The 21,526-nt window shown below is 69.2% G+C and carries 21 protein-coding genes; 4 read left to right on the top strand and 17 right to left on the bottom strand.

The genetic code is table 11. The features are described from left to right. Window positions 1-370: 370 nt before the first annotated feature. Window positions 371-622: a hypothetical protein gene (locus A33M_RS23745; RefSeq protein ID WP_157223366.1), complete on the bottom strand. Its 252-nt coding sequence runs from the start codon at window positions 620-622 to the stop codon at window positions 371-373. On the opposite strand from A33M_RS23745, the gene A33M_RS06450 reads away from it, so the two are divergent. Both A33M_RS06450 and A33M_RS06445 read left to right on the top strand, forming a co-directional pair. Continuing rightward, window positions 621-1,826, top strand: a complete 1,206-nt coding sequence (locus tag A33M_RS06450) for an ABC transporter substrate-binding protein (protein ID WP_157223365.1) — start codon at window positions 621-623, stop codon at window positions 1,824-1,826. The genes A33M_RS23745 and A33M_RS06450 overlap by 2 nt on opposite strands. A 70-nt stretch (window positions 1,827-1,896) precedes the next feature. Continuing rightward, on the top strand, window positions 1,897-3,975 hold the full coding sequence (locus tag A33M_RS06445; protein ID WP_008384862.1) for a TonB-dependent receptor plug domain-containing protein: 2,079 nt from the start codon (window positions 1,897-1,899) through the stop codon (window positions 3,973-3,975). Window positions 3,976-4,124: 149 nt separating this feature from the next. Here the strand turns inward: A33M_RS06445 and A33M_RS06440 are convergent, their stop codons facing one another. The 15 genes from A33M_RS06440 to A33M_RS06370 form a co-directional block, all read right to left on the bottom strand. After that, the gene (locus A33M_RS06440; protein ID WP_008384861.1) at window positions 4,125-4,931 is read right to left on the bottom strand and encodes a TOBE domain-containing protein; all 807 of its coding nucleotides are present in this window, start codon (window positions 4,929-4,931) and stop codon (window positions 4,125-4,127) included. Then, window positions 4,928-6,103 carry a lipid-A-disaccharide synthase gene (lpxB, locus tag A33M_RS06435; RefSeq protein ID WP_008384860.1) on the bottom strand — a complete coding sequence of 392 codons (1,176 nt, stop codon included), beginning with the start codon at window positions 6,101-6,103 and terminating at the stop codon, window positions 4,928-4,930. The genes A33M_RS06440 and lpxB overlap by 4 nt, the downstream gene beginning before the upstream one ends. Then, the gene (locus A33M_RS06430; protein WP_008384859.1) at window positions 6,100-6,990 is read right to left on the bottom strand and encodes an LpxI family protein; all 891 of its coding nucleotides are present in this window, start codon (window positions 6,988-6,990) and stop codon (window positions 6,100-6,102) included. The genes lpxB and A33M_RS06430 overlap by 4 nt, the downstream gene beginning before the upstream one ends. Beyond that, complete coding sequence (gene lpxA / locus A33M_RS06425) at window positions 6,987-7,790, bottom strand: acyl-ACP--UDP-N-acetylglucosamine O-acyltransferase (protein ID WP_008384857.1); 804 nt, start codon at window positions 7,788-7,790, stop codon at window positions 6,987-6,989. Before lpxA ends, A33M_RS06430 begins: the two co-directional genes overlap by 4 nt. Window positions 7,791-7,801: 11 nt before the next feature. After that, window positions 7,802-8,290: a 3-hydroxyacyl-ACP dehydratase FabZ gene (fabZ, locus tag A33M_RS06420; RefSeq protein WP_237718303.1), complete on the bottom strand. Its 489-nt coding sequence runs from the start codon at window positions 8,288-8,290 to the stop codon at window positions 7,802-7,804. Further along, a complete protein-coding gene (gene lpxD, locus A33M_RS06415; protein ID WP_008384853.1) occupies window positions 8,274-9,350 on the bottom strand; it encodes a UDP-3-O-(3-hydroxymyristoyl)glucosamine N-acyltransferase in 1,077 nt (358 codons plus the stop codon). Before lpxD ends, fabZ begins: the two co-directional genes overlap by 17 nt. A gap of 362 nt (window positions 9,351-9,712) precedes the next feature. Further along, complete coding sequence (gene bamA, locus A33M_RS06410) at window positions 9,713-12,145, bottom strand: outer membrane protein assembly factor BamA (protein ID WP_008384851.1); 2,433 nt, start codon at window positions 12,143-12,145, stop codon at window positions 9,713-9,715. Window positions 12,146-12,401: 256 nt separating this feature from the next. Then, window positions 12,402-13,553, bottom strand: coding sequence for an RIP metalloprotease RseP (rseP, locus tag A33M_RS06405; protein WP_008384849.1), 1,152 nt, complete (start codon window positions 13,551-13,553; stop codon window positions 12,402-12,404). A gap of 57 nt (window positions 13,554-13,610) precedes the next feature. Beyond that, a complete protein-coding gene (dxr, locus tag A33M_RS06400) occupies window positions 13,611-14,831 on the bottom strand; it encodes a 1-deoxy-D-xylulose-5-phosphate reductoisomerase (protein ID WP_008384847.1) in 1,221 nt (406 codons plus the stop codon). A gap of 52 nt (window positions 14,832-14,883) precedes the next feature. Further along, window positions 14,884-15,738, bottom strand: a complete 855-nt coding sequence (locus A33M_RS06395) for a phosphatidate cytidylyltransferase (RefSeq protein WP_008384844.1) — start codon at window positions 15,736-15,738, stop codon at window positions 14,884-14,886. Next, complete coding sequence (locus A33M_RS06390) at window positions 15,735-16,496, bottom strand: isoprenyl transferase (protein ID WP_040619593.1); 762 nt, start codon at window positions 16,494-16,496, stop codon at window positions 15,735-15,737. The genes A33M_RS06395 and A33M_RS06390 overlap by 4 nt, the downstream gene beginning before the upstream one ends. Window positions 16,497-16,519: 23 nt before the next feature. Beyond that, window positions 16,520-17,083 (bottom strand): ribosome recycling factor, encoded by a 564-nt coding sequence (gene frr, locus A33M_RS06385; protein ID WP_008384840.1) that lies wholly within the window; start codon window positions 17,081-17,083, stop codon window positions 16,520-16,522. Window positions 17,084-17,237: 154 nt separating this feature from the next. Next, window positions 17,238-17,954, bottom strand: coding sequence for a UMP kinase (gene pyrH / locus A33M_RS06380; RefSeq protein WP_008384838.1), 717 nt, complete (start codon window positions 17,952-17,954; stop codon window positions 17,238-17,240). A gap of 69 nt (window positions 17,955-18,023) precedes the next feature. Then, on the bottom strand, window positions 18,024-18,953 hold the full coding sequence (tsf, locus tag A33M_RS06375; protein ID WP_008384836.1) for a translation elongation factor Ts: 930 nt from the start codon (window positions 18,951-18,953) through the stop codon (window positions 18,024-18,026). 185 nt (window positions 18,954-19,138) lie between these two features. Continuing rightward, window positions 19,139-20,146, bottom strand: a complete 1,008-nt coding sequence (locus A33M_RS06370) for a 30S ribosomal protein S2 (RefSeq protein ID WP_008384833.1) — start codon at window positions 20,144-20,146, stop codon at window positions 19,139-19,141. 429 nt (window positions 20,147-20,575) lie between these two features. Here A33M_RS06370 and A33M_RS22800 point away from each other — a divergent pair, with 429 nt between their 5' ends. Together A33M_RS22800 and A33M_RS06365 are read left to right on the top strand one after the other, a co-directional pair. Then, complete coding sequence (locus A33M_RS22800) at window positions 20,576-20,773, top strand: type II toxin-antitoxin system HicA family toxin (protein ID WP_083850340.1); 198 nt, start codon at window positions 20,576-20,578, stop codon at window positions 20,771-20,773. After that, window positions 20,773-21,060: a type II toxin-antitoxin system HicB family antitoxin gene (locus tag A33M_RS06365; protein ID WP_040619592.1), complete on the top strand. Its 288-nt coding sequence runs from the start codon at window positions 20,773-20,775 to the stop codon at window positions 21,058-21,060. Before A33M_RS22800 ends, A33M_RS06365 begins: the two co-directional genes overlap by 1 nt. Window positions 21,061-21,197: 137 nt before the next feature. On the opposite strand, the gene A33M_RS23740 is transcribed toward A33M_RS06365, so the two are convergent. Next, window positions 21,198-21,526, bottom strand: a 329-nt coding sequence (locus A33M_RS23740) for a hypothetical protein (protein WP_237718302.1), incomplete at its 5' end; no start/stop codon positions are given.

Raw genomic sequence — 21,526 nt, 5'->3', positions numbered from 1 at the left:
ACTTGCGTGGGTTGCGGGGCGAACGCCGGCCGCGGCGTCGAAAAGCTCGTCGATCTCGACGTCGCTTTTCTCCTGGCCTCCGGCAGCTCGCGCCGCAACGCAGCCCGCGTCCGAGTTTCCAAACGGGCTCTTACCCCGTCGTCGGCATCCGTCCGTCCCGCATGCGGTGATCTCCGCCGGCGGCGTGTCTCGCCGCTGCGCTACGCCGTTTCCGAAGCTCTCGATCGCCGGTCGTGGCGCGTGGCGGCCGGATCGCGCCGCACGCGTTCGCGGGCACCACATGTCTGCTGCCCGACATGTGCGCAGGCTGCCACAATTTCGCGCTTGCACGATCGGGTTGCCGATTTATTACTTTCGTTATGAAAACGCATTATATAGCGAAAAGCGCCGTTCCCGGCCCGCATCGCCCCGCTTTCGTCGCCTCGGCGCCGCTCCCCGGCCGGACGCTTTTCTCCCTCCCCTCGCTCTCCTCGCTCTCCTCCCTCTCCTCGGCGGTCGCCGGGTTCTGCTTGCTGGCGACCACGCTGGCGGCGCCGCTGTCGCTCGCAGCCGGCACGACGTCCGCCCGCGCGGCCGACACGCCGTCCGCGCCGGCCGGCCAGAAAAAGCCGGTCGTCGTCATGACCTCCTATCATGACGACGTGGTCGCGCCGTTCAAGGCCGCGTTCGAGGCCGCCCACCCCGATCTCGTCGTCGAGGTCCTGTGGCAGCCGGGCCGCGAGGCGCTCGACACGTTGAGCAAGCCCGACCACGGCGGCGCCGACGTCTTCTGGGGGCCGTCGCTCGACACCTTCCCCACGCTGCGCGAGCGCGGGCTTCTACGAGCGCTCGACGTCGACCGCACGGCCCTGCCGGGCAAGATCGGCGGGCAGCCGATCTCCGATCCGGCCGGGTATTTCGAGGCGTTCGAGGTCGCCGGCTACGGTTTTGCGCTGAACGACACGCTGCTGCGCGAGCGCGGCATCGCCCCGCCAAAAACCTGGGCGGACGGCGCCGACGCGCGCTTCGCCGGACTGGTGGCGATGCCGACCTCGGCGGCGGCGGGCTTCGCGTCGGCGCTCTACGACATCGTGCTGCAGGCCGAAGGCTGGGAGCGCGGCTGGGCGGTTTTGTCGGAGATGTCCGCCAACACGACCACGTTCCAGGGCGGCGTGATGGCGAGCGTCGACGTGTCGGAAGGCACGGCGGCGATCGGCCCGACCATCGACTTCTACGCCTTCACCGCCGGCAACACCGGAAAACCGGTCGGCTTCGTCTATCCCGCCCGCACCGCCTTCCTGCCGGCCCAGGTCGCGATCCTCGCCGATGCGCCGCACCCGCAGGCGGCAAAAACGTTCGCCGCGTTTCTGCTGTCGCGCTCGGCGCAGGAGCGGCTGCCGGCGCCCGACATCCGCCGTCACCCGGTGCGGCCGGACGCCTACGGCACCGCGCCCGAAGGCTTCGGCAACCCGTTCGCCGGCGCGCGCGACGATTTCGTCTATGACGCGCCGCTCGGCCGCAAGCGGCGGACGCTCAACGCCGCGCTGTTCGACGTCGCGATCGCCGAGCGACACGAGCGGGTCGCCGCGCTGTGGGCCGCGATCCGCGCCGCCGAGGCGGCGCTCGCCAAGAACCCGGACGCCGAGCGTGCGGCGCTGGTCGCGCAGGCGCGCGCGCTGGCCGGCCGCGTGCCGGTGACCGCCGCCACCGCGAGCGACAGCGACGCTCTGGCGAAGCTCGGCGAGGCGGTCGATGCCGCGACCCGGGCCGAATGGGCCGCCGCGATCGACGCCGCGCAGGACGAGGCGCGCGCGCTGCTCGCCCGCGCGGGCAAGACCTCGCCCTGATCCCGCCGACCCGAGCACCCCCGACCCGCCGACCAGAAAACCGACTCCAGCAAGAGCAACGGGCCGACCGATGCGCACCAAACTCGAAACCCTGGCGATCGTCGCCACCGCCGCGGTCGGGACCATCGGTTCCGCCGCCGCCGAGGACACCGGCGTCTTCACCCTCGGCGAGCTGCACGTGATCGCCGCGCCAACCGGTCAAGAGACCGATCCTTTGGGCGGCAGCACCGTGACCGGCAAGCAGATGGAGACGTTCGCGACCGACACGCTCGACCAGGCGGTGAACCTCGCGCCCGGCGTCTCCTCCTCCAATTCCGGCGGCAGCCGCAACGAGCAGCTGATCTATGTCCGCGGCTTCGACCGCTTCCAGGTGCCGCTGACGATCGACGGCGTGCGAATCTATCTGCCGGCCGACAACCGGATGGATTTCGCCCGCTTCCTCACGCCGGACGTCGCCGCGGTGCAGATCGCAAAAGGCTACGTCTCGGTGCTGGACGGCCCCGGCGGCATGGGCGGCGCGATCAATCTCGTCAGCTACAAGCCGGTGAAGGCGTGGGAGGCGGAAGGCCGCAGCCAGATCGAGCTCGGCCGCAACGGCTCTTACGAGGGCAATCTCGAATACGCCCGGGTCGGCATGCGGCGCGACCAGGGCTATCTGCAGGCGAGCGGCACCTACCGCAACATGCGCGGCTGGATGCTGTCGAGCTTCTTCACGCCGACGCCGGTCGAGGACGGCGGCTTTCGTGATCACTCCTCCTCCGAGGACTGGAGCGTCAATCTGAAGGCCGGCTGGACGCCCAACGCCACCGACGAGTACTCGATCAACTTCATCAAGCAGTCGGGCTCGAAGGAAGCGCCTTACAACGTGTTCGACCCGGTCGCCACGCAGCGCTACTGGACCTGGCCCTATTGGGACATCCAGAACCTCTACTGGGCCTCGAAGACCGCGCTCGGCGACCGCGCCTATCTGAAGACGCGCCTCTATTACAACACGTTCGAGAACGGCCTCACCTCCTACGACAACGCCGACCAGACGATCCAGTCGAAGAAGAAGGCGTTCCGCAGCTATTACGACGACTATGCGGTCGGCGGCAGCGCCGAGCTCGGCATCGACGTGACGACCTTCGACACCGTGAGGGCCGCCTTTCACTACCGCCGCGACGACCACTCGGAGTGGCAGGACCTCTACGGCGTCAATCCGTCCGGCGGCAGCTCCGGCTGCAAGGCCAACATCGTCTGCTCGACCGAGCCGACCCAGACCTCGATCGAGGACACCTACTCCGCCGCGCTCGAGAACACCGTCCATGTCGGCCCGAGCCTCGATCTGGTGCAGGGCTTCAGCTACGACTGGCGGCACCTGTCGCAGGCCGAGGATTACGCGTCGAGCGCATACGTCCATTATCCGCTCGAGGACGGCGATGCGTTCAACTATCAGGGCGCAGTGATCTGGCGCTACACCGAGACGGCAAAGCTGTTCGCCAACATTTCCGCGCGCACCCGCTTCCCGACCCTGTTCGAGCGGTTCAGCTCGCGGTTCGGCGGCGCCACCTCCAATCCCGGCCTCGAGGCCGAGCGGGCGATCAATTATCAGGCGGGCTGGACCGACCGTTACGCGCCGCGCAGCCAGGTGTCGGTCACGGCGTTCTACAGCGACGTGACGAACATGATCCAGTCGGTTCCGATCGTCTATCAGGGCGAGGCGACGACCCAGTTCCAGAACGTCGGCGACGGCTATTTCTACGGCGTGGAGAGCTCGATCGACCATGCGGTGAACGACGTGCTGATGGTCGGCGGCAACATCACCTTCATCCATCGCGAGATCACCGATCCGAGCATTGCCGGGTACAAGCCGTCGGGCGTGCCGGACGTGAAGGGGCTCGTCTATGCGACCTGGACGGTGTTCGACGGCTTCGAGCTGACGCCGAGCCTCGAATTCGCCAGCGACCGCTGGACCGTGACGACCGACGGCAGCGAGTATTACAAAACCGGCTCCTATCTGCTCGGCGGCATCCGCGCGGAGTATCGGGTCAACACGTTCACCACCGCCGCGGTCGGCGTGCGCAACCTGTTCGATCAGAATTATTATCTGACGGACGGCTCGCCCGAGGCCGGCCGCAGCGTCTATGCCTCGCTCAAGGCGACGTTCTGATCAGCGTGTGAATGCAATGGCTCTCCCCTCATGGTGAGGAGCGGCCGCAGGCCGCGTCTCTCACCACGAGGCCGAGGCTCGGGCCTCATCCTCCGAGACGGCCGCTTCGCGGCCGCTCAGGACGAGGTCGTAGTTTTCCGCCGCTGGTACTACCCGGCGGCGAGGATGACGTGCGAGGCGGTGAACAGCGCGCACACGCGATCGCCGACCGCGACTTTCAGCTCGTCCGCACCGGCGTGGGTGACGACCGAGGTCAGCGTCTTGCCGTCGCCGATATCGAGGCTCACCTCGGCGCTCACCGCATCGTCGGTTCGCCGCACCACGGTGCCGACGATGCGGTTGTCGGCCGACACCTGCGGGATTTGATCGGCCGGCGCGAGCAGCACGGACGACGCCTTCACCAGCGCCACCACCTGCCGGCCGGGGGCGAGCGAAAGCTCGGACGCCGCACCGTTGGTGACCACCGCGATGATGCTGGTGGTGGCGGAAACCTTCAACGTCACCAGCACGTCGACGGGCGCGCGGCGCACCTCCAGAACCTCACAACGCAGCGCGTTTCGGGCGGAAATCTTCACCGCCATGCCCCACATCAGAAGGTCGTCGAGATTGTGCAACCCCTCCTCGGCGATCGCCGCGGAGATGCGGCCGAGCTTTTCCTCGAGCCGCCGGAAGGCGACGATCAGCCGGCGGCCCTCGTCGGTCACCTCGGCGCCGCCGCCCTTGCGGCCGCCCGCCTTGGTGACGAAGGCCGGCGTCGGCAGGAGGTTGTTGATCGCCGTCACCGCATCCCACGCAGTCTTGTAGGAGAAGCCGACCGCCTCCGCCGCCTTGGTGATGCTGCCGTGCTCGGCCACCGCCTCGAGCAGCGTGATGCGCTCGCGCCCGACCAGAAGCTTGCCGTCGCTGCGCAGCGCCAGAAGCGCGTCGATTTTTTGCTCGCTCTTTTCGTTGCTCATGCGCGCGCCCGCCCCTCGCCGCGACAAAAGCTCAGCACGATGTCGGCGGCGCGCTCGGACGGTTTTGCGATGCCGATCTCCATCACGTCGTCGAGTCGCGCGAATGCCGCGACCTGCCGGTTTCGCGCCGGCGTGTCGCCGAGCAGCGGCGCCAGCTCCTGCACGAGCGCGTCCGGCGTGGCGCGGCGCTGGATCAGCTCCGGCATCGCGTTCTCGCCGAGCACGAGGTTCGCCAGCACGATCGACGGCACCTTGATCGTCATCCGGCCGATCGCCTCCTCGATCGGCGAGACCTTGTAGGCGACCATCGTCGGCACGCCGGCGAGCGCAAGCTCGAGCGTCACCGTGCCGGAGGCGGCGAGCGCCGCCCGCGCCTGCCGGAAGGCCGCCCACTTCTCCTCCGGCGTCGCGACGATGCGCGGCACGACCGGCCAGCTCGCAACCGCCGTGCGGACGCGATCGAGAAGATGCGGCGGCGTCGGCAGCACCGCCTCCACGGCCCCGAGCCGGTCGACGAGGGTCGCCAGCGTCTCCCCGAACAAGGCCGCGTGCCGCTTCAGCTCGCCACCGCGACTGCCCGGCAGCACCAACAGCACCGGCGGTTTTTCGTCGCGTCGCGCGGCCTCGGTGGGACCGGGGCGCAGGCGAAAAGCTTCCTCCGCGAGCGGGTGTCCGACATAGGTGCATTCCGGCCCGCCGAGCTTTTGGTGCGCCTCCGGCTCGAACGGCAAGAGCGCCAGCACGTGATCGACATACGCCCGCATCGCCCGCGCGCGGCCCGGCCGCCACGCCCACACCGAGGGCGAGACGTAATCGACCACCGGCAGCGCGGGCAGCGCCTTTCGCACGCGCTTCGCGACCCGGTGGGTGAATTCCGGGCTGTCGATGATCACCAGCACGTCGGGCTTTTGCGCGATCACGCTGTCGGCCGCCTCGCGGATGTGCCGCAGCAGCGTCGGCAGGCGGGCGAGAATCGCGGTGATGCCGATGATCGCCAGCTCGCCGATCGGAAACAGGCTTTTGAGGCCGAGCGCTTCCATGTCGTGGCCACCGAGCCCGACGAACCGCGTGCCCGGCTCGCGCGCGAGAACGGAGCGCATCAGCGCAGCCCCGAGCCGGTCACCCGAGGCTTCGGTGGCGATCACCGCGATGGTCGGCGCTTCGTTCGTCACGCTGCCCCCTCCACGCCGACAACGAAAATCGCGGCCGCATCGGCCTTGCGGGCGGCGTCCTGCGGCTCGGCCAGGATCACGCCGCCGGCCGCGACCGCGAGGCCGGCGAGCCCGGCCGTCGCGACGCCCTCGACGGTGCGCGGGCCGATGGTCGGCAGATCGAGCCTCCGATCCTGCGAAAGCTTGGGCGCCTTCACCAGCACGCCCCGGCCTTTCGGCGCGCGAATGCGGCCCTCGGCGCGCAGCGCGGCGACCCGCGCGAGCATCGCGTCGGTGCCCTCGATGCCCTCCACCGCCAGCACGTGCCGGTCCGCCACCACCACCGCCTGACCGATGTCGAACGGGCTGGTCGCCGCCAGGAGCCGCATGCCGATCGCGATGTCTTCCGCGTCACGCGTCGACGGCTGCCGCGCGCCGAGCGGCCCGCCACCGACCAGGATGTCGGGGCACACCTGGTGCGCGCCGACCAGCCGAAAGCCGTCGTCCTCGAGGAATTCAGCGACACCGGTGAGGAGATGATCGTCGCCGCCGCGGAACGCCCGGGCGATGCGCGGCAGCACCCGCAGCGTGCCCCAGTCGAGCCGCAGCTCGCGCAGCGCCGGGCGGACCAGTGCGCCGATCACCACGAGGTCGCGGCAGCCTTCCGCCCGCATCAGCCGGCAGAAGCGGCCGTAGCTCGCGAGCGCCATCCAGTGGTGGCGGTACGACGAGACGAAGGCGGGATCGGCAAAGCCGCGCAGCGGAAACAGCACCACTGGCCGGCCGCTTTCGGCGACCTTTCGCGCCACCAGCACGGGGAGAACCCCGCCGCCGCACACGATCGCCAGCGGCTCGACGGCCTGCGCCGCAGCCGCGCTTTTGCCGGCCTCCGCCGGCCGAGGCGTCATCGGTCGGCTCGAAGGGCCGCGCGCCGGACTCCCATCGTCAGCGGCCGCGTGCCGGCACGGATGAACGCGACGATCGTCTCCACCAGCGGCTGGCCGGCGAATTGCTCCGCCACCACGTCCACCCGGTCGCGGAACACGCCCTCGCCGAAGAACAGCGCATCGAAGGCGCGGTGCACCGCGTGGATATCCGCCTTGGTCAGGCCGCGGCGCTTCATGCCGACCACGTTGAGGCCGATCAGCTCGGCGCTCTGTCCGTGGACGAGGCCGAACGGGATCACGTCCGCCCGCACGCCCGACAGGCCGACGATCATCGCCCCCTCGCCGATCCGCACGAACTGGCGCACCGCCGCCTGCCCGCCGAACACCGTGTAGCTGCCGACCTCGGTGTGGCCGCCGAGCACCGCATTGTTGGCGAACACCACGTGATCGCCGACCGTGCAGTCGTGCCCGACATGCGAGCCCACCATGAAGAAGCAGCCGCTGCCGACCCGGGTGTTGCCGCCGCCGTCCTCGGTGCCGGTGTTCATGGTGACACCCTCGCGGATGTCGTTGTCGGAGCCGACCACCAGCGTGGTCGGCCCGCCGCGATAGTGCACCGACTGCGGCGGCGTGCCGAGCGAGGCGAACGGGCGGATCACATTGCGCTCGCCGAGCGTGGTGTGGCCGTCGATCGCGACATGCGACACCAGCCGGCAGCCGGCGCCGATGACGACGTTCGGGCCGATCGTGCAGAACGGGCCGATCTCGACATCGTCGGCGATGACGGCGCCCGCCGCGATGCGGGCGCTCGGGTCGATCATGGGCATTCCGGTCAGGACCCCGACAGCACGGCCGAGACCTCGGCCTCGGCCACGATCTGGCCGTCGACCTTCGCCTCGCCGCGGAACCACCACATGTTGCGGCGCCGGTTGATGCGGGTCATGTGGTACTCGATGCGGTCGCCCGGCTGCACGGGCTTCCTGAACTTCGCCTTGTCGATGGTGGTGAAATACACCGTGTAGGGCGGCCGGCCGATGTCGCCGCACAGCACGCACAGGATGCCGGCGGTCTGCGCCATCCCCTCGATCATCAAGACGCCCGGAAACACCGGCTGCTCGGGAAAATGCCCGAGGAACTGCGGCTCGTTGAAGGTCACGTTCTTGATGCCGATGCCGAACTCGGCACCGCGGATGTCGACCACGCGGTCGACCAGCAGAAAGGGATAACGGTGGGGCAATGATTTGAGGATGACCGCGATGTCGGCCGCCTCGACTGTCTTGACCGCGTCGTCCATCGCGGTGTCCTCACTGACTGTCGTCATCTGAAGGTCCGGTCTTTTCGGCACTGCCTCGCGGATGGGCGAGGCGGTTGATGGCCCGAAGCTCGCGCATCCACGCCTTCGCGGGCTTGGCCGGATAGCCCCCCCAGCGGCTGCCGGGCGGAATGTCGGAATTGACGCCGCTGTTGGCGGCGATCTGCGCCGCCTGCCCGATCACGACGTGGTTGTTGATGCCGGCGCGCGCGCCGAGAACGGCGTAATCCTCGAGAATCGCGCTGCCGGCGATGCCGGTCTGGGCGACGATGATGCAATGCCGCCCGATCAGCACGTTGTGGCCGATCTGGACGAGATTGTCGATCTTGGTGCCCTCGCCGATCACGGTGTCGCGGGTGCCGCCACGGTCGATCGTGGTGCCGGCGCCGATCTCGACGTCGTTCTGCACGATCACCCGGCGCAGCTGCGGCACCTTGCGATGGCCGCCCGGCCGCATCACGAAGCCGAAGCCGTCCTGGCCGATCCGGCAGCCCGGATGGATGACGACCCTGTCACCGACCAACGTGTGGGTCAGGGTGACGCCGGGGCCGATCGTGCAGTCGCGGCCGATTCTCACCCCCTGCCCGACCACCGCGGTGGCGCCGATCACCGTGCCCGTGCCGATTTCCGCACCCGGGCCGATCACCGCACCGGGATCGACCACCACGCCGGTCTCGAGCCGCGCGCTCGGATGGATCGAGGCGCCGGGCGACACGCCCTCCGCCCCGAACGGCGACGAGGGCCGCAGCGAGGCCGGGTAGAGCGTGCGGGCGACCTCGACGAAGGCGCCGTACGGGTCACGCGCGGTCAAGACGGCGAGGCCGGCCGGCACGCGGTCGCGAAAGCGCGGGGCGATCAGGCAGGCGCCGGCGCGGGTCGCGCCGAGCTGGTCGGCGTAACGCGGGTTTTCGAGAAAGGCGAGGTCGTGGGCGCCGGCCTGATCGAGGGTCGCGACGTCGCGAATTTCCCGGTCGAGCGGCACGCCGTCTGTGGCCTCCGCCCCGGTCAGCGCGACGATGTCGGCGATCGTGAGGGATTTGGCAGGCGTGAAGAAGAAGGGCTCGGTCATGGCAGGCAGTTCGGCCGGACGGCCGGCCGCGCCGAAGATGGCATCGGCGCCAGGAGAGAAGAATGTGTCGGACGGTCTTGCATGGCGACATGGGTTGCCAGTTTCGGCGAGCCGTGGCAACGGCCCATACGGCCCGGCACACCTGAATTTTCGCCGCCCGGCTCCATTGCCGCCCGCCCCAGGACGCTCGCCCGCCCCCTGCGTCGGGGGAACCGACGACCGGCACCGGCGAAAAGGCGACGTCCGAACGGAAACGGCACCCGCGGCGGGCTGCCGGGGTGCCGTTTCGTCTTTGAGGCTTGGTCTCGCCTTGGTCACGCTCCGGTGCCGGCGGTCGCTGCCGGCACCGTCCGCTCGGCGGATCAGAACTTGGTGCCGCCGCCGAACCGGAAGACCTGCTTCTTGTCGTAATCCTCGTAGGTCAGCGGATAGGCGACGTCGAAGCGCAGCGGACCGAACGGCGAGTTCCAGATCAGGCCGAGGCCGACCGACGACCGGATCGAGTTGGCGTCGCCGTAGCACACGATGTTCTGCGGCTGGTCCGGGCAGGTCATGATCAGGCCGCGCTCGTCCCAGGTGGTCGGGCCGCGATAGTCCCACAGCTGGCCGGCGTCGGCGAACGCCGCGAGCTTCATGCCGAAGTCCTTCGGCGCGAAGAACAGCGGGGTCTGCACCTCGACGCTGGCACCCCAGAACATCGAGCCGCCGAGCGCGTCCTGGTTGGAGCCGGGCGTCAGGTCGCGCGGGCCGAAGCCGGCCGGCTCGAAGCCGCGCACCAGGTTCGGGCCGCCCTGGAAGTGGTCGAGCATGCGCAGCTCCTCGCCACCCCAGCCGGTCGCGTAGCCGGCCTGCAGCCGCACCAGCCCGACCACGTCCGGCAGCACCTCGTTGTAGAGGCGGGCGTCGACCGTGGTCTTGGAGAAGTTCACGTCGCCACCCACGCCGGCGAAGTCCTCGTTCAGCGTGACGAGCAGGCCGCTGGTCGGGTTCTTGTTGTTGTCCAGAGTGTTGTAGCTGAACGCGCCGCCCACCAGCGAGACGAACACCGAGCCGTTGGCGAGCTCGCGCCGCACCGCCAGCGAAGCCTCGCCGTCGTAGTAGCAGTTGCGGGTGAACTGGGCGCCGGTGGCCGGGTCGATCAGCGGGTTGCCGTCCGCACCGATGACCGAGATCGGGTAGCGGCCGAGCGCGCTGTTGGCGTACTGGTCGCCCCAGCAGTTGTTGTAGGCGTCGTCGAGCTCGAGCTCCTGGCTGTAGCCCGACCAGCGCGGCTGGAAGGTCAGGTTGTCGGTGATCGGCACGCCGAGCTTCACGCTGCCGCCGAGCGTCTTCGACGTATAGGAGTAGTAGCTCGACGAGGTGGTCTCCTTGGCGAAGACGTCGAGGCCGAGGGCGAGCCGCTGGCCGAGCAGGTAGGGCTCGACGAACGACAGCTCGAAGCCGCGCGACTTCTCGCCGTAGGTCACCGACGCGCGGGCCACGTGGCCGCGGCCGAGCAGGTTGCGCTCGCCGACCGACACCTCGCCGATGAAGCCGTCCGCGGTGGAGTAGCCGCCGGAGATCGAGAACTCGCCGGTCGCCTGCTCTTCGACGTCGACGTTGATCACCACCCGGTCGGGCGCCGAGCCGGGCTCGTTGGTGATGCGCACCGACTTGAAGTAGTTGAGGTTCCGCAGCCGCCGCTCGGCCCGGTCGACGAGCCCGCGGTTGTAGGCGTCGCCCTCGACGATGTCGAACTCGCGGCGGATGACGTAGTCGCGGGTGCGGGTGTTGCCGCGGATGTTGATCCGCTCGATATAGGCCCGCGGCCCCTCCTCCATCACATAGACGAGATTGACGAGGTGGGCGTTGTAGTCGCGGTCGCCGTGCGGCCGGATCGAGGCGAACGGATAGCCGATCTTGGAGACCTCGACGGTGAGGTCCTCGACCGTCTTCTCGACCGCGTCGGCATTGTAGATGGCGCCGGCCTTGGTGCGCATCCGGTCGTACAGCCGGTTGACGTCGAGATTGCGCACCGACGATTCGATCTTCACCGAGCCGAACTTGTAGCGCTCGCCTTCCTCGATCGTGAAGGTGATTACGAAGCCCTTCTCGGCCGGCTCGTAGACCGCGGTGGCCGACACCACCCGCACGTCGGCGAAGCCGTTGCGCAGATAGAAGCGTCGGATCAGGTCGCGGTCGACCTCGACGCGGTCCGGATCGAACACGTCGTTCGAGCGCAGGAAGCTGAGAAGGTTGGTCTCGCCGGTCTTGACGACGTCCTTCAGGCGCCAGTCGGAGAACGCCTTGTTGCCGACGAACACGATCTTGGCGACGCCGGTCTTGGCGCCCTCGTCGATCTCGAACACGAGGTCGACGCGCCCGTTTCCGCGCTCGATGATCTGCGGAACGACCTTCACGTCGTAGCGGCCGGAGCGCTGATAGAGCTCGACGATTCGCTGGGTGTCGGCCTGGACGATCGCGCGGGAGAAGGTGCCGCGCGGCTTCGACTGGATTTCAGTCGAGAGCTGCTCGTCCTTGATCTTGCGGTTGCCCTCGAACGCCACCCGGTTGAGAACCGAGTTCTCGACCACCGTGACGACCAGCCGGCCGCCGGGCTGCGAGATCCGCACGTCCTCGAACAGGCCGGTCGCGTACAGCGACTTGATGCCCTGGTCGATCGTTCCGGCATCGAGCCGCCCGCCCGGACCGGGGCGGAAGTAGGAGCGGATGGTGTCCGCTTCCACACGCCTGTTGCCCTCGACCACGATCTGCGACGCGGACTGCGCGACGGCTGTGGTCTGCGCCACGGTCACGACCGAAGTCGTGACGATGGCCGCCATGGCGATCCGCGCGATCAAGACCGCGACCGCGCCGAACCGATATCCCCTCAACCCCAGTGCCATACGCTATGGGCCCCCAGATCCCCGCACCACCGCCCGTCGCGAACGATTCCGTCCGCTGTTTTTATCGGCTTCGATACCCCCTGCAAACAGAGTCTCCCCCCGAGATCCCCATTTGCCGTCCGCGAGTTGCCCGCACGTCACACATTGTGGCGATCGTGTGGGATATTCATGACGTCGCGAGATGCAGGATATCGTTGAAGGTCGCAAAGATCATCAGCATGACGACCAATGCGAACCCGATCCGGAAGCCGACCTCCTGGGCCCGCTCCGACAACGGCCGTCCCCGCACCGCCTCGATGGCGTAGAACATCAGGTGCCCGCCGTCGAGCAGTGGCACCGGAAAGAGATTCAAGAGCCCGATCGACACCGACAGCACCGCCGCGAGGTGCAGCAGCGCCACCATGCCGGCGGTCGCCACCTGCCCCGAGACCTGGGCGATGCGAATCGGGCCGCCGAGCTGGTCGGCGCTCTCGCGGCCGACCACGATCTTGCCGATATAGCCGAGCGTCTGCTCGATGATGAACCAGGTCTGCTCCGCCCCCATCCGCACCGCGGCGAGCGGGGCGACCGGCTCGACCCGGGTGTCCTCCGGCGTCACCGAGCGGGTGATGCCGACCACCCCGGCGCGATGGACGTTGCCGAACGCGTCCTTGATCTCCTTGAGCGCCGGGACGATGTCGGTGGTCACCACCTGACCCTTGCGCTCGATCTCGAGCCGCAGGGTCTCGCCCGCGCTGGTGCCGACGATGCGCTGCATGTCGGCGAAGCTGTCGATCGGCGTGCCGTCGATCGACAGCACCAGGTCGCCCGGCTGCAGGCCGGCCGCCTGGGCGGCGCTGCCGGGCATCACCCCGTCCACCCGGGGGGTGGTGATCTGCTTCCCATGGAACATGAAGATCGCGGAGAAAATCACGATGGCCAAAACGAAATTGGCCAACGGACCGGCCACCACGACGGCCGCCCGCGCGGCCACCGACTGGCCCGGGAAGGTGAGCTTGCGCTCGGCCTCCGGCATCCGCGAGAGGGACTCCTGCGAGGGCACGCTCGCCTCGTTCTCGTCGCCGTAGAACTTGACGTAGCCGCCGAGCGGGATCGCCGCGAGCTTCCAGCGGGTGCCGCTGCGATCGTTGAAGCCGACGATCTCCGGCCCGAACCCGATCGAGAAGGCGACCACCTTGATGCCGTTCAGCTTGGCGATCAGGTAATGGCCGAGCTCGTGGAAGAACACCACGATGGTCAGCACGAACAGGAACGGGATCAAGTAGCCGAGAAAGCCGAGACCGAGGTCGTTCGCGGCGGCGAGAAAGTTCGATCCCATCCTGATTGACCTCGTGTCCGGCTGAAGCGTGCGGCGGCGACCCGCCCGATGATACGACTAGATCGCCTTTGCGGCGATTTCGGGCAAGAGCTCGCGGGCGAGCGAGCGCGCCGTCCGGTCGAGGGCGAGCGCCGCGGCGACGTCGGCGGGATCGGCGAGAATCCCGCGGGCCGACGCGGCGTCGAGCGTCGCCTCCACCAGCGCGGCGATGTCGGTGAAGCCGACCCGGCGCTCCAGGAAGGCGGCGACCGCGACCTCGTTCGCCGCATTGAGCACGGTCGGCGCCCCTGCCCCGGTGCGCAGCGCCGCCTTGGCGAGCCGCAGCGCCGGGAAGCGGGTCTCGTCCGGCTCCTCGAAGGTGAGGTTGGCGAGCTGGTCGAGCCGCAGCCGGTTCGCCCCCTCGATCCGGGTCGGCCAGGCGAGGCAGTGGGCGATCGGCACCCGCATGTCGGGCGGCCCGAGCTGGGCGACCACCGAGCCGTCCTTGAACTCGACCATGCCGTGCACGATCGACTGCGGATGCACCAGGACGTCGATCTCGTCGGGCGGCGCCTCGAACAGGTGGTGCGCCTCGATGATCTCGAGACCCTTGTTCATCATCGACGCCGAATCGATGGTGATTTTCGCCCCCATCGACCAGTTCGGATGCTTGAGCGCCTGTTCGACGGTCGCCTTGCGGATGGCGTCGAGCGACCACGACCGGAACGGCCCGCCCGAGGCGGTGAGGATGATGCGCCGCACACAGCCCCGCTCGCCGGCGCCGAGCGACTGGAAGACGGCGTTGTGCTCGGAATCGACCGGCAGCACGGTGGCACCGGCGGCCGCCGCCCGTTTCATGAACAAGGGCCCGGCGCACACCAGGCATTCCTTGTTGGCGAGCGCCACCACCGCGCCGCGCTCGGCGGCGGCGAGCGTCGGCTCGAGGCTGGCGGCACCGGTGATGGCGGCCATCACCCAGTCGGCCGGGCGCTGCGCGGCCTCCACCAGGGCGGCCTTGCCGGCGCCGGCGGCGATGCCGGTTCCGGCGAGGGCGTCCTTGAGCGCGCCGTAGGCGCTCTCGTCGGCGACCGCGGCGAACCGCGCGCCGAACTCCTTGGCGAGCGCCGCGAGCGCCGCCGCGTTGCGCCCGGCGGTGACCGCCTCGACCCGGTAATGCGCCCGGTTGCGGCGGAGAAGGTCGACCGTGGAGGAGCCGATCGAGCCGGTGGCGCCCAGCACCGAAACGGTGCGCTCCTGCAGGCGCGACGCCCGGGCACCGACGAGAGGAACCGCACTCATGTCACCACACCAACGTCCCAATGGGGGTCTTCGGAAAGTTCATCGCACCAATTCACCACACCAGCAGGCCGCCGGCGGCGCCGTCGAACCCGGCGCGCACGACCCCCACCAGCGCCGCCACCGCGGCGGCGGCGAGAAAGCCGTCGAGGCGGTCCATCAATCCGCCGTGGCCCGGAATGATGCGGCTGGAATCCTTTACGCCGAACCGTCGCTTCACGTGCGACTCGAACAGATCGCCGATCTGCGCGACGGCGGACAGTATCAAAGCGAGCCCGGCGACGGCGAGCGGATTCGGCAGCCCGCCGAAGGTCGCGACCGCGAGCCCCGCGACCACCCCGCCGAGCGCGCCCGAAAGGCCACCCGACCAGGTCTTGCCGGGGCTGATCGCCGGGGCGAGCTTTGGCCCGCCGATCGCCCGGCCGCCGAAATAGGCGAGCACGTCGGTCGCCCACACGACGGCGAACAGGAAGACGATCGCGGTGATGCCGTGCTGCGGGTCGCCGCGCAGAATCACCGGACCGGCGAGCACCAGGCCGGCATAAAAGAGCCCGCCGGCGCACCAGGCGCGGCGGTCGCCGGCGACGGCGACGGCGAGCGCCAGCCCGGCGAGGATCACCAGCACCGCCGATCCCGGATGGCCGAACCCGGCGAGCAGGCCGGCGAGCGCCAGCACCGCCCCGCCCGCGACCTGCGGCGCGCGAGACACGCGGAGAATCTCCGAGGTCCACTCCCAGTGGACGCCGATCGCGGCGACCGTCCAGAACAGCACGAACGGCCAGCCGCCGGCGACGACGGCGAGCAGCGCGAGGGCGGCGAGGATCACGGCCCAGCGGGTGCGCAGCGCGGTCTCGCTGACAACGCGGGGCTTCTCGCCCGGTACGGCCGGGGCCGGCGGGTCGGTGTTCACGATGGTCGGGTTCCGGCTCCCGCGGCGGCGAGACCGCCGAACCGGCGCTCGCGGCGGCGGTACTCGGCGATCGCGCCCTCGAGGGCGGCACGATCGAAGTCGGGCCAATAGATCGGCAGGAACACCAGCTCGCTGTAGGCCGCCTGCCACAGCAGGAAATTGGACAGGCGCTGCTCGCCGCTGGTGCGGATGATGAGGTCGGGCTCGGGAAGGTCCGGCGCGTCGAGCCGGGAGGCCAGAAGCTCGGCGGTGATCGCCTCCGGCGCCAGCCGGCCGGCCGCCACCTCGGCGGCGAGCTTTTGGGCGGCGCGGGCGATCTCCTGGCGCGAGCCGTAATTGAAGGCGACCACCAGCACGAGGCCGGTATTGGCGCGGGTGAGATCCTCGGCCTCGGCGAGCAGCCGCTCGATGTCGCGGTCGAGATCGCGCCGCTCGCCGATCACCCGCACCTTGACGTTGCTCTGGTGGAGATCGAGCAAGTCCTTGCGGATGAAGCGGCGCAGCAGCCCCATCAGGTCGAACACCTCGGCGGCCGGGCGCGACCAGTTCTCCGCACTGAAGGAGAAGATGGTGAGCACCTCGATGCCGAGCGCGCCGGCGGCGCGAACGGTGCGGCGCAACGCCTCGACCCCGCGGCGATGGCCTTCCCCGCGCGGCAGGCCGCGCTGGGCCGCCCACCGGCCGTTGCCGTCCATGATCAACGCCACGTGGCGGGGAGCGAACCCCGGGGGATCGCCTCCCGTCGCCGGTGTCGACATCGCGGGTCCGAAGGCGCCCACGCTCAGACCGTCATGATCTCTTTTTCTTTGGCGGCGAGGATCTGGTCGATCTCGGTGATGGTCTGGTCGGTGGCCTTCTGGATCTCGTCGCCCATCCGGCCGACATCGTCCTTGGAGGCGGTGCCGTCCTTCTCGAGCTTCTTGATGAGGTCCATGCCGTCGCGCCGCACGTGGCGCACCGCCACGCGGGCGCCCTCGGCATATTTGTGGGCGACCTTGACCAGCTCCTTGCGGCGTTCCTGGTTCAGCTCCGGCACCCGCAGGCGGATCACCTGCCCCTCGGTGTTGGGCGTGAGGCCGACATTGGCGGCGACGATCGCCTTCTCCACCGCGTGCACGGCCGAGCGGTCCCACACCTGCACCGACAGGAGCCGCGGCTCCGGCACGGTGATCGAGGCGAGCTGGTTGAGCGGCATGTTGCTGCCATAGACCTCGGCCTGGATGTGATCGAGCAGCGCCGTCGAGGCCCGGCCGGTGCGCAGGCCACCGAGCTCCTGCTTCAGCACGCCGATCGCGCCCTGCATACGGCGCTTCAGCTCGTTGATGTCGTATGTTTCCGCTGCCATCGACTTTTCTCCAGAAGCAGCCGATCCGCCACCGGGTGCCGGGCTCTCGCCCCTGCCCGACTGCGGCGGACGCGCCGCTCGCAATGATCGTTCGGCGCGAACCGCGCCCTCGGTCGGTTTTGGGCGCGATACGCGCCATGGGCCGGTCGCCGGATCAGCCGCCGACGATGGTGGCGCGGCCGGTGCCGCGCAAGACCGATTCGACTGCCCCCGGCTCCCGGATCGAGAACACGATGATAGGTATGCGACGATCCCGGGCAAGGGAAAACGCCGTGAAATCCATCACTCCGAGCCGCCGCTCGAGCGCCTCGTCGGCGCTCAGGCGGTCGTAGCGCACCGCGTTCGGATCGCGCTTCGGGTCGGCCGAGTAGACGCCGTCGACATTGGTCGCCTTGAGCACGGCGTCGGCGGAGAGCTCGGCCGCGCGCAGCACGGCGGTGGTGTCGGTGGTGAAGAACGGGTTGCCGGTGCCGCCGGCGAGCAGCACGATCCGCCCGTCCGCCATGTGGCGGCGGGCCGCACGCCGCTCGTAGGTCTCGCACACCTGCGGCATCGACAGCGCCGACATCGCCCGGGCGGGCGCGCCGAGCCGCTCGATCGCCGCCTCGAGGGCGAGCGCGTTCATCACGGTGGCGAGCATGCCCATCACGTCGGCGGTGGTGCGGTCGGCGCCCTTGTCGGCCGCCGTCGCGCCGCGCAGCAGATTGCCGCCGCCGACCACCACGCCGAGGCTGACGCCGAGCACCCGCGCCGCCACGAGATCGGCGGCGATGCGGTCGATGGTGGCCTGATCGATGCCGGAGGGCTCCGGGCCCGCCAGCGCCTCACCCGACAATTTGACGACGACACGCCGGTACGCGAGCGGTGCCATCCCGGTCCCCTTCCCGGAACGCCGTCACGGCGGGCAAGCCCGCCGCGACGCGCGTCCCAACCTCTCGCGTCAGCCCTGGCCGGCCGCGGCGGCGACCTCGGCGGCGAAGTCGCTCTCCTGGCGCTCGATGCCCTCACCGAGGGCGTAGCGCACGAAGCCCTTCACCGCGATCGGCCCGCCGACCCGGCCCTCGGCCTCCTTCAGCGCCTGACCGACCGACTTCTTGTCGTCGAAGATGAACGGCTGCTCGAGCAGGCAGACCTCCTTGTAGTAGGTCTTGATGCCGTTCTCGACGATCTTTTCGATCACGTTGGCGGGCTTGCCCTGCTGGCGGAACTTGTCGGCGAGCACGTCCTTCTCGCGCTTCACCACCTCCGGATCGAGGCCCGACGGCTCGACCGCCTGCGGGTTCGCCGAGGCGATGTGCATCGCGACCTGACGGCCGAGCGCGGTCAGCTCGTCGGCCTTGCCGGTCGACTCGAGCGCGACGATCACGCCGATCTTGCCGAGGCCGTCGGAGACCTGGTTGTGGACGTATTGGCCGATCGCGCCCTGGCCGACCTCGACGGAAGCCGCGCGGCGCAGCGTCATGTTCTCGCCGACGGTGGCGATCGCCGACGAGATCGCATCGGCGACCGTGACGTCGCCGACCTTGGCGGCCGAGATCGTCGCGACGTCGGTGCCGACATCGAGCGCGACCTGGGCGATCATCCGCACGAGGCCCTGGAAGAGATCGTTGCGGGCGACGAAGTCGGTCTCGGAATTGACCTCGACCACCACGCCCTTGGTGCCGGAGCCGCTCACGGCGAGGCCGATCAAGCCCTCCGCGGCGACGCGGCCGGCCTTCTTGGCGGCCTTGGCGAGGCCCTTCTTGCGCAGCCAGTCGACCGCCGCCTCGATGTCGCCGTCGGTCTCGCCGAGCGCCGCCTTGCAGTCCATCATGCCCGCGCCGGTCTTGTCGCGGAGCTCCTTCACCAATGAAGCGCTGATGTTCGCCATCTGTCTGTTCCTTGAGGTGCGCGTGGGCCCGACGGGATCCGTTCGAGCGGTGCGGGCGACGGACCGGCGAGGCGGCCCGCCCGGCCGCCGTCGTTCGGACCGGGCATCCACGATGATCGTGACGCAGCCGTGACGCGACGGCCGGGCACGCGCGCGCCCGGCCATGGCAAGCGTGTCGTCGGGCCTCACTCGGCCTCGGCGAGCTCCTTGGCCTTGGCGATCCAGCGCTCGACCCGGCCCGGCAGGCCGACCGCATCACCGACGCTGCGCGCCGCATCCGGCCCGAAGGCGGCGATCTGCCAGAAATGGAAGATGCCGAGATCGTTGAGCTTCTGCTCGATGGTCGGCGACACGCCGGCGAGCGTCTTGAGGTCGTCGGCGACGCCGCGCGGGCCGGACAAGGCCTCGAAGCCGGGGCCGGCGGCGGCCGTCTCGGTCTCGGCCGGCAGATCCTCCGCGATCGGGGTCTCGGCCTCGCCGATGTCGAAGCCCGCCTCGCCATGGGCGCGCGAGATGCCGTCGATCGCGGCGCGCGAGACGAGGTCGCAATAGAGGCTGATGGCGCGGCCGGCGTCGTCGTTGCCGGGCACCAGGAAGGAGATGCCCTCCGGGTTGCAGTTGGTGTCGACCACCGCCGCGACCGGAATGCCGAGGCGCTGCGCCTCCTTGATGGCGATGCCTTCCTTGTTGGTGTCGATCACGAACAGGAGGTCCGGCAGGCCGCCCATGTCCTTGATGCCGCCGAGCGCCCGGTCGAGCTTGTCGCGCTCGCGGGTCAGCGTCAGGCGCTCCTTCTTGGTGTAGGCCTGGGCCTCACCGGAGGCGAGCATCTCCTCGAGCTTGCGCAAGCGCTTGATCGATTCGGAGATGGTCTTCCAGTTGGTCAGCGTGCCGCCGAGCCAGCGCGAGTTCACGTAATACTGCGCGCAGCGCTTGGCGCTCTCGGCGACGATGTCCTGCGCCTGACGCTTGGTGCCGACGAACAGGATGCGGCCGCCGCGGGCCACCGTGTCGGAGATCACCTGCAGCGCGCGGTGCAGCAGCGGCACCGTCTGGGCGAGATCGATGATGTGGATGTTGTTGCGGGTGCCGAAGATGTAATCCTTCATCTTCGGGTTCCAGCGGTGGGCCTGATGGCCGAAATGGACGCCGGCTTCGAGGAGCTGGCGCATGCTGTAGTCGGGCAGCGACATTGAAACGTCTCCGGTTTTTCCTCCGCGGAGCGTGGACCGGAGAGCGTTTTCGCGTATGGCGAAGGGCCGCCCGACGGCCACCGGACGGCCTTTGGGGCCGGGAATCCGCGTGTGAGATGCGGCGCTTATAGGGGTCCGGCCGGCGGATTGCAACGGTTCGGGATTTTTGGGCGCCGGCGCCCGGCGGGTGGGTAGGAGGGGAGGCGGGCTCGGGAACCCCGGCACCGAGGCCGAGGCGGCACCGGGGCGCGCGCGGACCGGGCGCACCGCAGACAGAACGGCCTCCCCTCCCGTCATGGCTGTTTCGGCCGCAGTCATAGGGCGGATCGGGCGCACCGCGCCGTCATCCGCCGACCGGTGGTACGGTAAAGGTGGCGACGCCATCGAAAGACCCGTGCAGGCGTTCGTGACGACGGGGCGGAGGCTGCCGTGGGGTGGGACTCGCGAGAGATCGTTCGTGCGTTGGAACGTGACGGCTGGGTCTTCGTCGGCGCAACGGGAAGTCATCACCATTTCGAGCATCCGACAAAGCCCGGAAAGGTGACGGTACCGCACCCCCGGAAGGACTTGCATCCGAAGACCGTGCGCTCGATCTTTCGGGCAGCAGGATGGAAGGAGCCGCGGTGATGGCGGGCTATCTGGCACTGGTGCACAAGGACGAGGGGACCAGCTACGGCGTGAGCTTTCCCGACGTGCCCGGCTGCATCTCGGCCGGCGACACGCTCGAGGAAGCGCTGGACAACGCCGCCGAGGCGCTCGCCGGCCATCTGTCGCTGCTTGCTTCGGACGGCGAGGCGCCGCCGCACCCGCGCAGCTTCGAGGCGATCCGCCGCGACCCCGAGCTCGCCGATGACCTCTCCGACGCCATCGTGTCGTTCGTCCGCCTCGATGCGGCCCGCCCCACGGCCGCCTGAGCCACAGTAGAACGTAGGGCGGATCAGGCGCGCGGCGCCGTCATCCGCCGGCGGCTCGCACGCTGTGGGACGGCGGCGGAATACGCTGCGCTATCCGCCCTACGGCTGCGCTTGATGTGATTGCATCGACGAACAGACTACGCTTGCAGAGCTTCGTTCTTCAATATTGCCCGAACAGGGCGCAACAACCTCTGAACCTCATCCGGATACGCCTGAGCCCAGATGTTCGCAAACGCAGCTGCGACAGTTTCTTCAGGAACAAGCCCCAATCGCTCACCTATCTGCGAAAATATAATGTGCTGGTCCATATTGGTGATCCTCACCTCACAACACATCTCACGAATTGAATCTGAATTTTCAAACTTCTGTAAAAGCGCGACGGATAACTTCCCACCGATCTGCGCCCAAGATGCCATGATACCAGCCTTCGTTATGCCTGACCGATGATGGCCCAGCCTCGCTGTGC

Source organism: Rhodovulum sp. PH10 (assembly GCF_000293785.1).
In the GTDB taxonomy this organism is placed as follows: domain Bacteria; phylum Pseudomonadota; class Alphaproteobacteria; order Rhizobiales; family Xanthobacteraceae; genus Rhodoplanes.
The sequence above is the reverse complement of the archived record's forward strand: the minus strand, read 5'-3'. Positions and strand labels throughout refer to the sequence as shown.

Coding starts and splice junctions, on each gene's coding strand:
- dxr (WP_008384847.1), bottom strand. CDS start 14,831: ATGAGTGCGGTTCCTCTCGTCGGTGCCCGGGCGTCGCGCCTGCAGGAG.
- lpxA (WP_008384857.1), bottom strand. CDS start 7,790: ATGATCGACCCGAGCGCCCGCATCGCGGCGGGCGCCGTCATCGCCGAC.
- frr (WP_008384840.1), bottom strand. CDS start 17,083: ATGGCAGCGGAAACATACGACATCAACGAGCTGAAGCGCCGTATGCAG.
- A33M_RS06390 (WP_040619593.1), bottom strand. CDS start 16,496: ATGTCGACACCGGCGACGGGAGGCGATCCCCCGGGGTTCGCTCCCCGC.
- A33M_RS06370 (WP_008384833.1), bottom strand. CDS start 20,146: ATGTCGCTGCCCGACTACAGCATGCGCCAGCTCCTCGAAGCCGGCGTC.
- pyrH (WP_008384838.1), bottom strand. CDS start 17,954: ATGGCACCGCTCGCGTACCGGCGTGTCGTCGTCAAATTGTCGGGTGAG.
- A33M_RS23745 (WP_157223366.1), bottom strand. CDS start 622: ATGACGACGACCGGCTTTTTCTGGCCGGCCGGCGCGGACGGCGTGTCG.
- tsf (WP_008384836.1), bottom strand. CDS start 18,953: ATGGCGAACATCAGCGCTTCATTGGTGAAGGAGCTCCGCGACAAGACC.
- fabZ (WP_237718303.1), bottom strand. CDS start 8,290: ATGACGACAGTCAGTGAGGACACCGCGATGGACGACGCGGTCAAGACA.
- A33M_RS06445 (WP_008384862.1), top strand. CDS start 1,897: ATGCGCACCAAACTCGAAACCCTGGCGATCGTCGCCACCGCCGCGGTC.
- A33M_RS06365 (WP_040619592.1), top strand. CDS start 20,773: ATGGCGGGCTATCTGGCACTGGTGCACAAGGACGAGGGGACCAGCTAC.
- A33M_RS06440 (WP_008384861.1), bottom strand. CDS start 4,931: ATGAGCAACGAAAAGAGCGAGCAAAAAATCGACGCGCTTCTGGCGCTG.
- lpxD (WP_008384853.1), bottom strand. CDS start 9,350: ATGACCGAGCCCTTCTTCTTCACGCCTGCCAAATCCCTCACGATCGCC.
- rseP (WP_008384849.1), bottom strand. CDS start 13,553: ATGGGATCGAACTTTCTCGCCGCCGCGAACGACCTCGGTCTCGGCTTT.
- A33M_RS06430 (WP_008384859.1), bottom strand. CDS start 6,990: ATGACGCCTCGGCCGGCGGAGGCCGGCAAAAGCGCGGCTGCGGCGCAG.
- A33M_RS06450 (WP_157223365.1), top strand. CDS start 621: ATGACCTCCTATCATGACGACGTGGTCGCGCCGTTCAAGGCCGCGTTC.